Here is a 13,702-nt window from a genome sequence, read left to right on the forward strand (position 1 = left end):
TTTAAGCTAAGCATTTTTCTACAGACTTCCAGAATAATTCTGCTGAAGTATCCCAACTATACCTTTCACAATTCACTCTCCCTTTCTCAATGAGCTTTTGTCGCTTTCCCTGATCGAAAGCCATCTGAGATAGACCTTCAGCAATTGAACTAACCGAATATGGATCTACAAGTATTGCAGAATCACCTGCTACCTCTGGCATGCTGGTCACATTTGATGTAATAACAGGGCAGTCACATTTTTGAGCTTCTAAAATCGGAATACCAAAGCCTTCAATAAAAGGAACATAAGTGAGTGCCAATGCCGCCCCCAATAGATGACGGTATTCTTCATTACTCACTCTGCCGGTGAATATGACATCATCTTTAAAAGGATTACTCTCTAATGTTTCAAATATTTCCTTGGTTCCCCATCCTTTCCGGCCAACGATCATCAGCTTTGTATCATTGGGCGTTTTAGATTTGAATTCAGCAAAAGCCTTAAGTAGATTTATGATATTTTTTCTTGGATGCAGAGCTCCAACAAAAATAAAATAAGGCTTGCCTTTACTATATGTTTTTCTGCATTCCTCCTGTTTTGAAAGGGCGATAGGATGGAACTTTTCACCATTAGCAGCATTCCCGACAACGTCTATTTGATCAGGATCAATCTTATATAATTTAGAAATATCCTGTTTGGAAAATTCCGAAACTGAAATTATCCTGGAAGCTTTTCTTGCGTACCTGGGACCAAACCACTTAAGGTATTTATAGATAAGATAACTGAGACCTCCCCTTGTGTGCTCATATGCTAGATCATGTATTACAATCAGGGAAGGCGTATGAGAGCTCAAGGAATTAAAGCCATCTGTAGAAATAAACAGATCACATTTTTCTTCTTTTAAAGCTTTCGGAACTGCCAGTTCAAACCACCAGAACCAGAGGAATGGATGCCTGGCCGGAGGGAAAAGCTGAATGGGTTTTATATTATCTGCAAATAAAAATTGCTTATGAAATGGTCGGTCAAACAAGAATATAAATTCATGTTCAGGATGATTCTTAACCATTCTTTGTAAAACTTCAAATGTGAAAGTACCAATTCCCTCAAGTTTATCTTTTAAGAGGAATCTTGTATTTACGGCTATTTTCAAGTTTATTATTCCTTTCTACTTATACTCCAGCATTGTGTGTTTGAACCCACAGACTAAAGAATATATAACTGTTATTATAACGGACATAATACCTGCTAAAATCCAATTCAGATCATAATACCTGCACATTGCAAACATTATCACTAAAAGAATCAAAAGTATCGACAGTTTGAATAAAAGTTTCCAGGGAACATTTATGTCGGTACTTGTTCCAGTAAAGATAAAAGCAAATACACACAATATGAATGTTGATATTACAGTAATCCACGCGGAAGCAATAACACCATAAGTGGGTACTATCATAAAATTAAGCAGAATATTCAAAACTACACTGATTACAATAGAGATATTGACAATTTTCACATATCCCATTGCATTCAGGTAAGTTGAGTAAATATTAAAGAAACCATTTAATAATAAGGAAATAAACAGAATTCTTAGCAATTCTTGAATCACCATCAATTCAGATTCAGAACTGTTATTAAGGAAATACACCAAAACTTCAGGATAAAAGAAAACAAATGAAGCTGCTAGAATAACTGGAATTGCTGCAATCAGCTGAGCAGCATTAAATAACTTTTGCACCTGCTGATTGTCTTCTTTATAAAATGGAAATCTTGCAAAAAATATTGGCATAATAATCCAAATATACATCATGGTCGCATCCAGCCATCTGTATGCGGCAGCATATAACCCCGTAGGAGTCGTTCCTAGCAACCGCTCCAAAAGAACCTGATCAATTTTATCATTTACAGAATATAACACTGCCATTGAGGCAAACGGCAGGCTGCTGACAATTATATCTTTAATTTTTACCCAATTAAATGTCAGGTGCATTCTTCCAATAACTTTTTTCAGAAAATGATAGCCCATTCCAACAGTAAATACAGCAGATAGTAATCTGGCTGCAATAAAACTTTCCAATGAGATTTTCGAAAAAATAACCAACAAAAAAGTAAATAAGGCTAATAGTAATTTATCCAAAATTCCCAAATAACTATCCAGATAAAATTCTTGCTTTCCCTGTAAAATTGCTTTTCCATAGAGGATAAATTGCAACAAGGAATTTGTGAGTGACAGAAAAAAAAGAAAAATCAGTTGTTCATTTTTATACCCCCATAAATAACCAAGAAATGTGCAAGCAATTGGAAATATTATAGTCAGGATAATTTTAAACAAAGTGACTTGAGAAAACAGTGACACAGTCTCAGAAGAATTTCGAGCAATTGATTTCGTCACATAATAATTAATCCCAAAATCTGTTAAAATCAAAAATATAAACCCGAAGGAGAAGAGTGCAGAATATAAACCATAATCTTCATGACCGATTTTATTTTGAACCAGATTTTCCAAAATTATCCAAATCGGTTTGATCATGATATTCAGAAAAACCGAAAGGCCGATGTTTTTAAATACTTTACTGATAATCGTTAAATTTTTCCCACTTAAAACTAAATAAATCGTAACAATTTTATCAAAATTATATAATTTTAAACTTTAATATTTTTAAAATTCATTTAATGAAAGAGAATAATTTCAATTTATTAAGCTTTGGGGATGTTATAAAAAGGTGGAAAAAACTGATTATAGGAGCATTCCTCTTAAGTTTGGTAGTCAGCACTATAGTTGCCTTTTTACTTCCCGTATATTACAAATCAGTAGTAATTTTCTATCCATTTGATCCACGTTCTTACGATCCAAGATTTGCATTAGTTAAGAGTCCAGGATTTGGTATATATGCAGGAGAACAAGAGGTTGAGAGAATACTTGCAGTTGGGGAATCCAGGGAATTGGCTTTTTATATGATTGAAAAGTTTAATCTATATCAGAGATACAATATCAAAAAATCTGAAGCAAAGGCAGAAAAAAGGGTATTTGATGAATTTATGAATCAAGTAACAATCAAAAAAACGCCTTTAGCCGGTGGACTAGAAGTAATTGTATTTGACAAGGATGCGAAAATCGCAGCGGATATGGCAAATGAAATCATTAAGTTTATAGATAAAAAAAACAGAGAGCCTATTTCTATCATCAACAACCAAATTCTAAGAGGATATTTGAAAAGTCAGGAGGAGAAAGTAAAAGATATTCAAAAACTAATTGAAAACCTTAAACCTAATCAAAATTATACAGCATTCAATACTGACTTTCTTGCGAACGAATACATTTACAACTATACTAAGCTCTCTGATGTACAGCAAGAATTAAAAGTTTTGGATGAAAAAATCGAAACACTTTATATTCTGGAGCCTGCTAAACCAGCTTTAGACAAAGCAAAACCAATAAAAGCTCTTGTTATTTTAATTGGGGTGGTTGGTTCTATGATAATAATATTTATTATTATCTCAATTGCTGAATCATTTTCAAAAAGAGAAGGTTAATTCAATTGAACTCATTACCTACATTAGCAAGGCCCCTTCTGATTTCATTCTCCATCCTAATATTACTGTGTGGGATATCAGCAATTTGCTTTCAAAACGTCTTAGTATTGTTAATTCCAGTGCTATGTGCCTTTGGACTCTTCTGCTTTTATGATTATGAGCTAGTTTATTATGTATTAATATTTTTTCTCCCTTTATCTAAAGAATTTCCTATTATCGGAAACAGCAATCTAAGCCTTCCTTCTGAAGGTTTAATACTTGTTCTTGCGTTCATCTATATTATCTCCCTTCTATTTCAGAAAAATTATGACCTTGGACTACTTAAAGATCCAATGATAATAATTCTTTTACTTCTTTATTGCTGGGCAGTTTTTGAGTATCCATTCTCCATTGACAAATTAAAAACGATCAAATACATCATAGCCAAAACTGTTTATTATCTAGTCTTTCTGTTTTTAACTTTTTCAATTATCAGATCAAAAAGAGATCTCAAAAAATTTATATATGCATATACAGGAGGTTTATTTATAGGTGTTTTTTTCACTATCATTCTCCATGCAATAGATGGTTTTTCATTTGAAAATATTAATTACATATCTTCAATTATTTTTGTCAACCACGTTTATTATGCTACTGTAATAGGGATTGGAATACCGTTAACTTGGTTTTTAATGAAAACAACTCCAAAGTTTTCTATTAAACAAACACTCTATCTGAAATTCATCCTGTTTCTGTTTTTATTTGCTCTTATCACTTCCTATACAAGAGGCTCCTGGTTGGCATTGATTATTTGCATTATTTTTTATCAATTAATGAATTACAGAAAAGTAACCTTGGTTATAGCCATGTCAGTAATTTTAGTCATTAGCTCGGTTGCTTATTTATTTACTAATGACAATTACCTTGATTTTGCATCTGATTATACTACTACAATATTTCATGAAGGTGATATTGAAGGACATCTTGCAGCTACTTATTCAATGAAAGATGTTTCAGGTATGGAAAGAGTATACAGATGGGTGGCGGGTGCAAATATGGTAAAGGAGAAACCTATTATGGGATCCGGACCTGGCACTTTCTATCCTGAATATAAAAAATTTGCCATTGATCGATTCAGGACTTATGTAAGTGACAATCCGGAACAATCAACTACACATAATAATTTTCTTTTATTTCTTACAGAACAAGGGTTAGTTGGATTTTTCCTTTTTGCATCTCTTGTGATCATGGTTTTCATTAGAGGAAGTAAAATTTATAATGAAACTTCAGACCCTGATCTAAAACATCTAACTGCAGGGTTTTACCTAGCATTTACTTCCATAGTAATATGTATGATTTTTTCGGATTTTACGGAAAGTGATAAGGTAGGTTCATTCTTCCTTGTTTCAATCACCATTCTTGCAAAAATCAATCAGTGGAATAAAGAAGGTCAGGTTAAAAGCCTCTGATTTTACAAGACACAAAGGTAATATCATCAGGGAATGCTATTTTTCCTTTGAATGCATTCAGTTCTTCCATAAGCTTTTTATGTATGACCTGATTTTCATGAGTTGTGTTTTCTCTTAACAATTGAACAAATCGTTCCATACCAAACTCTTCTTCATCTATATTTGATGTTTCCGTCACACCATCCGTATACAAAAATAACAACGAGTTTTCTTTTATTTCCAGGATTTCCTCACTAAGGAATGGGAGATCTTCAAAAATGCCTAAGATAGTTGTGCCACTGTCCAGGGTTTCAGGATTTCCGTCCTGAATAATAATAGCAGGATTATGACCGGCATTAATATATCTTGCCTTCTTGTGTTTCAGATCTACAATCATGGCAAAAAAAGTAATAAACCTTTCCCCTCTTGCATTCAGACGAGTAATGTAATTAAGCTCTGTGATAATCTTTTTAAGATCTGATGTTTGCCTTAACATCGTTCTCAAACAGGCCTGAAAATTGGACATTAAAAGTGCAGCAGGTATCCCCTTGCCAGATACATCAGCTACACAAATAAAAAATTCATCCTCTGTTAATTGTACATAATCGTAATAATCCCCTCCTATAGACTGATGTGGTAAGTAATCAGCTTCTATTACAACTCTTGTATTATCTGGAAGAGAGGTTGGAAAAAGATGTGATTGTACATCTCGGGCAATTTCAAGCTCCTTCCGGAAGGCTTCCTGTTGAAGTTCTTTTCTGGCAAGCTTTTTATTTTCAATTGCCACAGTAATAATATTGGCAAAAGTCTGAACGAAAGATACATCTGTATTTTCTTCACCAAGTTCAAGACCTCCAATAAAGACAATAGCAAGCAATTGTGATTTATGCGCAACGGGAATCAGCAAATCAAATTCTGAAAACTGATTAGCTGTCTCTTCCAGTTTCGATATTTTGCTAACGTTAAAAAAAGATTGATCTAATTCAATTGATTTAAAATTCGTTTTAGTACCATAGTTGACCTTACAACTCCATCCAGAATCAAAAACATAAAGGGCAAATTTCTTGATTTTAAGGTTGGCTATTAAAGTGAAGTAAAATATCTTATATAAAGATTCTTCAGGCAAGTTAAAATTAATTGCCTGAGTTACTTCAAGTAGAGAGTTTAACTCCAGCTGCTTTAGTTGCAGCGAGTTTTCCAAACCACTTTCTTTTTCACCATTTGACGGCGCTTTGGGGATCATATGCGTCTCTTAAGCCGTTTCCGAATAAGTTAAAAGCCAAAACAAGAATACAAATACATAAACTAGGAAGTACCACCAGATAACCAGAATCTTTTGCGAGCATTGATCCATAACCTTCATTAACCATCATCCCCCAAGAAGGCATTGGAGGTTGTACTCCAAGACCAAGAAAACTTAACCCTGCCTCAATTAAGATAGCAGATGCAAAGTTCGCGGTAGCAATTACAATCAAAGGCCCAACAATATTGGGAAGGATATGCACAAATATTATTCTGAGATCACCAACTCCCAGCGCTTTTGCAGCTTCAACGTAAAGTTTTTCCTTTAAGCTTAAAATCTGGCCTCTCACAACCCTTGCTACTTCAACCCACATCGTTAATCCTACTGCTACAAATGCAACCCAAACTCCTCTGCTTTGTAAAGCAAGGCTTATGGCAATAACAAGCATGATACTTGGAATAGACCACACTACTGTCATTAGCCACATTATAAACTTATCAGTTGTTCCGCCAAAAAAACCACTCAAGGCACCGAGAGTAACGCCCACCAAAATGGAAATTAATACAGAAATAAATCCTATAGAAAGTGAAATACGTGTCCCAAACAATAACCTGCTTAGGATATCCCGACCTGCCTTATCTGTTCCCAACAGATACTTTCTTTTTTCAATATTATGGTCCAGAAAATCTCTTAACAGTTCCTCTTTTGTGATTTGAACCGTCTTTTCATTTAAATCAAGGTAAGTAATGACATCATCTTTTACAGAATAGTTGTAGACAGAATCAGGCTTAAGTTTCGGGGAAGTACCTACAAAAAGGTTCTTAGTAACAGCAACGATATCGGCAGATTCTGTTTCATCTTCTTTTCCAAAAAGGGAATAATAAACCTTAAGGTTTTTAATCTGATAAGAACTGACAGGTTGAATAATAAAATCACTTTCTTGTCCCATATACATCTTCTCCAGAAAATTCCCCCTCTCAATTTCTCTATTTTTCCTGAATTTCAACAAGGTACATTCAAACCCTATATGTTTCTTTTTAATAAGAGCGGAGCCGTCATTCGCATTAGGAGTATGATCAGGCATTATTAAATAACCAAGAATTGCAATGATGTGAGCAAGAACAATAACTATAAATCCGGCAATTGCTGGCTTATTTTTCCATAGCCGCTTGCGAACATAATAAGAAGGTGTTTTAACGGTATTCTCTTTCGACTTAACCACTTTATAAGGTGTTATGAGCTTTTAATCCTGCTTTGGTAGCTAGAAAATGGTAACTTTCGAATTGTCCCTTTGAAACTTCATCGGATTCGACTTCATCTTCTGTGCCTTTGTAAAAAACTTTCACCCACCCTTTACGGAAAAGTTGCTCCAAATGATTCCTTAATTCTGAATCATCCATTGTTAAATTTTTCAACAATTGGTCCAAGGTGCAAATAAAATAAAGCTCATCCAGAATGTCGTATTCTTGTGGTGTCAATTTCTCAGTTTTTAATATCTCTTCCTTTCCAAACAAAACTACCAGAATTACTTAATAATCCAATAGTTATAACATAAAACGGATAAAAGGCCCATGTAATTGCAAATTCTATCAGATTAAATTGATGATTTAAAAGCCGAGAAACCTGTTTCAGAAATAAAAATTCTGTAACGAATTTTACAATGGCAAAACCTGCAAAAACAAGCACACCCATTTTATCCACTAATGAATATGCGCCCGAAACTAAAAATAAAAAATTCACTAAAAAAATAAATAGTGCCAAATACTGATTTCTTTTGTTCTTATGCATTTTCCACTTGCCTGCCCATCGTTTCCTTTGTTCCAAAAATTCTTTGACTGAATCTTTAGGATAAGTCATCACCAATGCCTCTGGCCTACATGCAAATAATACTTTTCCCGGATATCTCTCATAAATTTTATGCAAAAGAAATTCATCATCTCCCGAAGCTATCTTTTCAAATCCATTAAATCCACCTACTTCATAAAATGCTTTTTTTTCATAACAAAGGTTTGCCCCATTGGCCATTGTTGGAAATCCTGAAGCCAAGCAAACCCCTCCTGTGCCCATTACCGCACTGAATTCAATTTGCTGCATTTTCTCAAACAATGTCCCCTTAGTATAGAATCCTACCGGCCCACAAACCATCTTAGATTCTGATACTTCAAGCATCCCCGCCATTGTTGCAATCCAATTTTCACCGCATCGACAGTCGCCGTCTATCGTCAATATTAAATCTCCTTGGGCTCTTGAAATTCCATATTCAATCGCTTTTTTCTTTGGAGCAGCATTTGATTGATAATCAATAGAAATAAGAATTCCCAACTGGATATCTGTCATCTCTCGATACTCATGAACTAAGGAAACTGTAAAATCCTCAGATCCATCGTCAATAACAATGACTTCATATTGACTCTTTGGATATCGTTGCTTAGACAAATCGGTAAGCAAACTTAAAATATTCAGTTCTTCATTTCTTACAGGAATAATAACTGACACAAACTTACCTAGCGGCGACACATCTAAATTTTTGGACCATAATTGCATTTTTCTCCATTTACTGATAGCCCATATAAGTGCAACTGTATAAATCAAAAAAAATAGAGCAATAACTATCAGCATCAAAAGGGTCCTTTAATTTTTAGCCTGAAAATAAGAAATAATCCCACTATTGAAGGCGTCAATACATTCAATAGCCAAACTGTGAGACTTGAGTACAATACCATTTGTAAATCAACCGCTTCTTCCTTAAAAATAAATACCACAGCCGCTTCCCTTACACCTAAATCGAATATCGTAGGTATTAAAGATTTAATTAGAAAGACAAATGGTACGGCGAGAAATTGAAAAAACAAGTCGGTTTTAATATGAAAGTAATTGAATATCAAAATAAATTGAAATAGGAAAATGAGATAACGGGAAGCTGATAATGCAATCACCAAAAATATTTCTCTCAGATCATAATTTTTAATAATTAAAAAATAACTGGCAACGTGCTTCAATCTTTTGCTTTTTTCCAGATACCTTAAAATATTTTCTCGAAAAAAAATTAAAGCTGGAAGTAATATATGAAATAGAAGCAAGGTAATTATAATGACTTTTTTCTGAGATCCGGAAAATGAAAACCACGAGAAGAGTAAAAAGAAGACTGAAATACTGCCAAAATAGATAGTAGAATAAAATTGTGCGATCCTGCTCAGAAATATTGCACCTAAAGCCTTAGACCTCTCAGAACTTTTCATATTTAAAATTCGACCAATATAATCTCCCAGTCCATGAGGAGTAATAAACCCAAAAGTAGTTCCACATATAACTCCTTCCAAGGCACTACAAAATGAAGTTTTCTCTACTTTAGAAGCTAGAAACTTCCATTTTAAACCTTCAAGTCCCCAGTTTATTGGCATTAATAAAATTGCAAAGCAGATCATCCACGAATTATTTTTCCAGGAATTTATAATTTCGAAAAAGTAATTTCCGGTAAGTTCATCTTTTTTATTTACTGTATAAAAAATAATAAATAAGGAAAGCATAAATACCAATGACTTAATTAAAAGGGAAAAATTGGGATTAATTTTCTCTTTTAAAGCCGAAAGGATGTGGTTAACTTGCATTGAATGATTTCTAAAGGAAAAGAAATAGAGAAGGATAAAATAATTTTAGGTGTGGATCCTGGTACTACTATCATGGGATACGGCCTTATTCATATCCAGAAAAGCAAGATTAGCCTTCTTCAATTTGGGGTAATTCACCTGAGTAAATATAGCAACCATGGAATAAAATTAAGTAAAATTTTTGAAAGGGTTGTTCAGCTGATAGATGAATACCATCCAGACGAAATGGCAATTGAATCTCCTTTTTACGGAAAAAATGTTCAGTCTATGCTCAAATTAGGAAGAGCTCAAGGTGTAGCGATTGCAGCTGCTATATCCAGAGAAGTTCCTATTTGTGAATATGCACCTAAGAAAGTTAAACAATCCGTTACTGGCAATGGAAATGCGTCAAAAGAGCAAGTATCTAGTATGCTTTGTAATTTGCTTAAAATTCAAGAAGCCCCTAAATTATTTGATGCAACTGATGCTCTTGCTGTTGCATTATGCCACCATTTCCAGGGTGGAGCATTGAAGGTGGCGTCTGGCAACTGGTCTTCCTTTCTCAAAGACAATCCGGACAGAATTGTATCTGGCAAAAAAAAATAATCGAGAATAATCAATTCAATAAAAAGAGGCTGTCTTCATAGCAAGACAGCCTCTTTTTATTTTTAATAACAGGTAATTAAAGATAACTCTTTATTTTTTTCTGAGTTTCCTCCATCACCTCTTTTGCAACAGTAAGTTTAGGTCTTGTAAAGTTGAGATCGTTTGCAGAATTCATAGGCACAAGATGAATGTGGGTATGCGGTACTTCAAGTCCAATGACTGCAATACCAATACGCTTGCAAGGAACAGCCTTTTGCACAGCCTTTGCAACTTTTTTGCTGAACACGTGAAGGTGAGCCAGCAGCTCATCATCCATATCAAAAATATAATCGATTTCTGTTTTAGGCACTACAAGCGTATGCCCTACTACTAAAGGAGAAATATCCAAAAATGCATAACAGCGATCATCCTCAGCTATTGTATAACCTGGAATTTCACCGTTTATAATTTTTGTAAAGATGCTTGCCATTATCTGCTGATATCTAAGATTTCAAACTCAAGTTTTCCTGCAGGTACATCTATATATGCGGAATCTCCAATTTTTTTCCCAAGCAAACCTTTGCCAATTGGTGATTTTACAGAGATCTTCCCACTCTTAAGATCCGCCTCTTCTTCAGATACTAGTATATAATTGACGATGGCATTCGTCTTTTTATTTTTTATTTTAACGTTAGATAAGATTGATACTTTGGAAGTATCAATGCTACTCTCATCGATAATACGAGCATTGGCAACTACATCTTCCAGTTTACTGATTTTTAATTCAAGCAATCCCTGAGCATCTTTCGCTGCATCATACTCTGCGTTCTCACTTAAATCTCCTTTATCACGAGCTTCCGCTATTTGCTTAGCCATATCGGCACGCCCTCTAGTTTTGAGCATAGCAAGCTCATCCTTTAACTTTCTAAGTCCTTCTTCTGTGTAATATGTGTATGCCATATCTCTTTGCAATTGCTTAGGTACAATAAAAAAAACGGCTTCCTCAACCGTTCAGGAATCAAAATTAAGATTTTTTTAACCAATTCCAAACCCTCAAATCTTAGCTATTGATTCTCTGAGCTTTTCAACTAACACCTCATTAATTTTAACCAATGATTCATAGGTCCACCCTGCTACATGCGGGGTGAACAGCACATTTTCTCTTTCAACCAGATTTTCAAGATTAAGTTTTTGTATTGATGTTAATGTTTCAAATTTTTCGTTTTCAAGAACATCTAATGCTGCTCCCCTTATCTTACCAGAATTTAACGCATCTATTAAATCTGCCTGTAGCACAACTTCTCCTCTGGCGGTATTTACTAACCAGAAATCCTTTTTAAAGTTTTCTATAAATTTTTTATCAACCATTCTTCTTGAAACTTCTGTCAATGGGATATGTAAGCTTAAAACGTCAGCATCTTTAAATATCTCTTCCATTGAAACTTCTTCAGCAAATTCATCCCCATATCCTGATAAATATTTATCATATGCTATCACCCTGCATCCGAAACCTTTGATCCTTTTAGCAAACGCTTTACCCATGTTGCCATAACCTATTATTCCAATGGTGAGTCCACCTACTTCATATCCTCTGTTTTTTTCTCTCTTCCATATTCCATTCCTCACTTCCTTATCTCCTGTCTGCATCTTATTCATTAGTGAAAGAAGCATTCCTACAGCATGTTCACCAACTGCATCCCTGTTTCCTTCAGGAGCATTTACAACTTTTATTTTTCTATGTTCGACTTCTTCAATATCAATTTGATCAAGCCCAGCACCTGCTCTTGCTATTATCTTTAAATTAGTTGCAATATCTAGTAACTCCTTATCAATCCTTACTTTGCTTCGCACCATCAGTCCATCATAGTTCATTATAATCTTTAGAAGATCAACTCTGGTGACAGAGGGTCTGTAATCAGGTACAATGCCAATTCCTTCCAACATAGAGACTATTGAAGGATGCATTTCATCTACAATAATAAATTTCATGATTTCTTTTATAAATGATAAAGCGACTGCGCCACAAGAAAATAAATTGCAAGGCCAAGAAGGTCATTGGCTGTAGTAATGAAAGGACCGGCAGCAAGGGCAGGATTAAAGCCTAATTTATCTAACACCAAAGGTGTTATGGTTCCCATCACTGTGGCAAGTAAAACAACACTCATAAGTGCAGTTGAAACGATAATCGCCAATTTCATATCTTCCCCTAAAACCATATTCAGACCGAATACAAGAGAACTCAATGCGATTCCATTAATTAACGCCACAATCAATACTTTCAAAAAACTAGCGAAGTTGAATGCTCCATATCCAGACTCTTTTGCCAGTGACTGAACAACAACGGAACTTGTCTGTATACCCACGTTTCCTCCTGTTGCTGTAATCAACGGAATGAAAAATGCCATTGCAGGTATCAGACTTATATCTTTTTCAAATAGTCCTATAAATTTTGCACCCAGCATACCGCCAGACATACCAATAATAAGCCAGGGTAATCTTACCTTAGATAAAGTCCAAACACTGTCATCATCTTCTGCAGGACCACTGATACCTGCCATCATCTGAATATCCTGTTCAGCCCTTTCTTTGATAACGTCTACAACGTCGTCAATGGTAATTCGGCCAAGAAGCTTTCCATGAACATTTACAACAGGAATAGCTTCAAGGTCATACTTTTCCATGATCTGAGATACCTCTTCCGCGCTGATAAATGTTTCTACTGCAATAATCTCAGGTTCATATATATCGGCGATCAATGTATTATCATCTGCAAGCAGCATTTTTTTTAGAGATACTATTCCGAGAAGTTTATCAAGATTATCTACCACATATACTGAATATATTCTGGAAACATTTCTTGACTGTCTTCTTATTTCCTCTATGCATTGGGTTACAGTCCAGTTAAGGTTCGCGCGAATCAACTCTTTAGCCATCAAACCACCTGCGCAATCTTCATCATAGTGAATCAGGTCTCTGATGTGATCAGCTTTCTCTTTGTTATCAACAAGGGAAATTACTTCTTCCTTGGTTTTAACAGGTAACTCATTGATTATATCAACAGCATCATCTGAATCTATGAAACTAATGTATGCGCCTATTTCATCGGGAGTAAATTCCTTTAGAAGCTTTTTTCTATAGTCAGAATCCAACTCTCTAATGACTTGAGCTCCGGTTTCATTCTCAAGCAGTTTTATTACATATGTAGAATGATCTGGATCTAGTTCATGCACTACAGAAGATATATCCTGAGGATGCAATTCATCCAATTGCTCCCTGATCCATGAATTCTTTCTGGCATCGACCGCCTGAATGAATGAATCCAAATATTCCTCTGTCAACTCAAACTGCAT

General features: G+C 34.8%; 14 protein-coding genes. 3 read left to right on the forward strand and 11 right to left on the reverse strand.

Going from position 1 to position 13,702, the window contains the following annotated elements; translation table 11 throughout:
* Position 1 precedes the first annotated feature (1 nt).
* A complete protein-coding gene (locus J7604_RS13390; protein ID WP_293896841.1) occupies positions 2-1,129 on the reverse strand; it encodes a glycosyltransferase family 1 protein in 1,128 nt (375 codons plus the stop codon).
* A 15-nt stretch (positions 1,130-1,144) separates the two neighbouring features.
* Positions 1,145-2,599 (reverse strand): oligosaccharide flippase family protein, encoded by a 1,455-nt coding sequence (locus J7604_RS13395; RefSeq protein ID WP_367113570.1) that lies wholly within the window; start codon positions 2,597-2,599, stop codon positions 1,145-1,147.
* Between the two features lie 50 nt (positions 2,600-2,649).
* On the opposite strand from J7604_RS13395, the gene J7604_RS13400 reads away from it, so the two are divergent.
* Both J7604_RS13400 and J7604_RS13405 read left to right on the forward strand, forming a co-directional pair.
* On the forward strand, positions 2,650-3,510 hold the full coding sequence (locus tag J7604_RS13400) for a hypothetical protein (protein ID WP_293896842.1): 861 nt from the start codon (positions 2,650-2,652) through the stop codon (positions 3,508-3,510).
* A 332-nt stretch (positions 3,511-3,842) separates the two neighbouring features.
* Entirely contained in the window at positions 3,843-4,958 is a 1,116-nt protein-coding gene (locus J7604_RS13405) for an O-antigen ligase family protein (protein ID WP_293896843.1), read from the forward strand.
* Here the strand turns inward: J7604_RS13405 and J7604_RS13410 are convergent.
* From J7604_RS13410 to J7604_RS13430, 5 genes are read right to left on the reverse strand one after another with little or no spacing between them, the layout of a single operon-like run.
* On the reverse strand, positions 4,945-6,180 hold the full coding sequence (locus J7604_RS13410; protein WP_293896844.1) for a PP2C family protein-serine/threonine phosphatase: 1,236 nt from the start codon (positions 6,178-6,180) through the stop codon (positions 4,945-4,947). The genes J7604_RS13405 and J7604_RS13410 overlap by 14 nt on opposite strands.
* A complete protein-coding gene (locus J7604_RS13415; protein WP_293896845.1) occupies positions 6,152-7,402 on the reverse strand; it encodes an ABC transporter permease in 1,251 nt (416 codons plus the stop codon). The genes J7604_RS13410 and J7604_RS13415 overlap by 29 nt, the downstream gene beginning before the upstream one ends.
* Before the next feature lies 1 nt (position 7,403).
* Complete coding sequence (locus J7604_RS13420) at positions 7,404-7,694, reverse strand: transporter (protein WP_293896846.1); 291 nt, start codon at positions 7,692-7,694, stop codon at positions 7,404-7,406.
* Complete coding sequence (locus J7604_RS13425; RefSeq protein ID WP_293896847.1) at positions 7,663-8,799, reverse strand: glycosyltransferase; 1,137 nt, start codon at positions 8,797-8,799, stop codon at positions 7,663-7,665. The genes J7604_RS13420 and J7604_RS13425 overlap by 32 nt, the downstream gene beginning before the upstream one ends.
* On the reverse strand, positions 8,799-9,707 hold the full coding sequence (locus J7604_RS13430) for a lysylphosphatidylglycerol synthase domain-containing protein (protein ID WP_293896848.1): 909 nt from the start codon (positions 9,705-9,707) through the stop codon (positions 8,799-8,801). Before J7604_RS13430 ends, J7604_RS13425 begins: the two co-directional genes overlap by 1 nt.
* A gap of 84 nt (positions 9,708-9,791) precedes the next feature.
* On the opposite strand from J7604_RS13430, the gene ruvC reads away from it, so the two are divergent.
* Complete coding sequence (gene ruvC, locus J7604_RS13435; RefSeq protein ID WP_293896849.1) at positions 9,792-10,373, forward strand: crossover junction endodeoxyribonuclease RuvC; 582 nt, start codon at positions 9,792-9,794, stop codon at positions 10,371-10,373.
* Positions 10,374-10,449: 76 nt separating this feature from the next.
* Here ruvC and J7604_RS13440 read toward each other — a convergent pair whose 3' ends face one another.
* From J7604_RS13440 to mgtE, 4 genes are all read right to left on the reverse strand, one after another.
* Positions 10,450-10,842, reverse strand: coding sequence for an HIT family protein (locus J7604_RS13440; RefSeq protein ID WP_028979500.1), 393 nt, complete (start codon positions 10,840-10,842; stop codon positions 10,450-10,452).
* Positions 10,842-11,312, reverse strand: coding sequence for a transcription elongation factor GreA (greA, locus tag J7604_RS13445; RefSeq protein ID WP_293896850.1), 471 nt, complete (start codon positions 11,310-11,312; stop codon positions 10,842-10,844). The genes J7604_RS13440 and greA overlap by 1 nt, the downstream gene beginning before the upstream one ends.
* A 93-nt stretch (positions 11,313-11,405) precedes the next feature.
* Positions 11,406-12,341, reverse strand: a complete 936-nt coding sequence (locus tag J7604_RS13450; RefSeq protein WP_293896851.1) for an NAD(P)-dependent oxidoreductase — start codon at positions 12,339-12,341, stop codon at positions 11,406-11,408.
* Positions 12,342-12,349: 8 nt separating this feature from the next.
* Positions 12,350-13,702, reverse strand: coding sequence for a magnesium transporter (mgtE, locus tag J7604_RS13455; RefSeq protein WP_293896852.1), 1,353 nt, complete (start codon positions 13,700-13,702; stop codon positions 12,350-12,352).

This window comes from Sporocytophaga sp., from assembly GCF_017745095.1.
Taxonomy (GTDB): domain Bacteria; phylum Bacteroidota; class Bacteroidia; order Cytophagales; family Cytophagaceae; genus Sporocytophaga.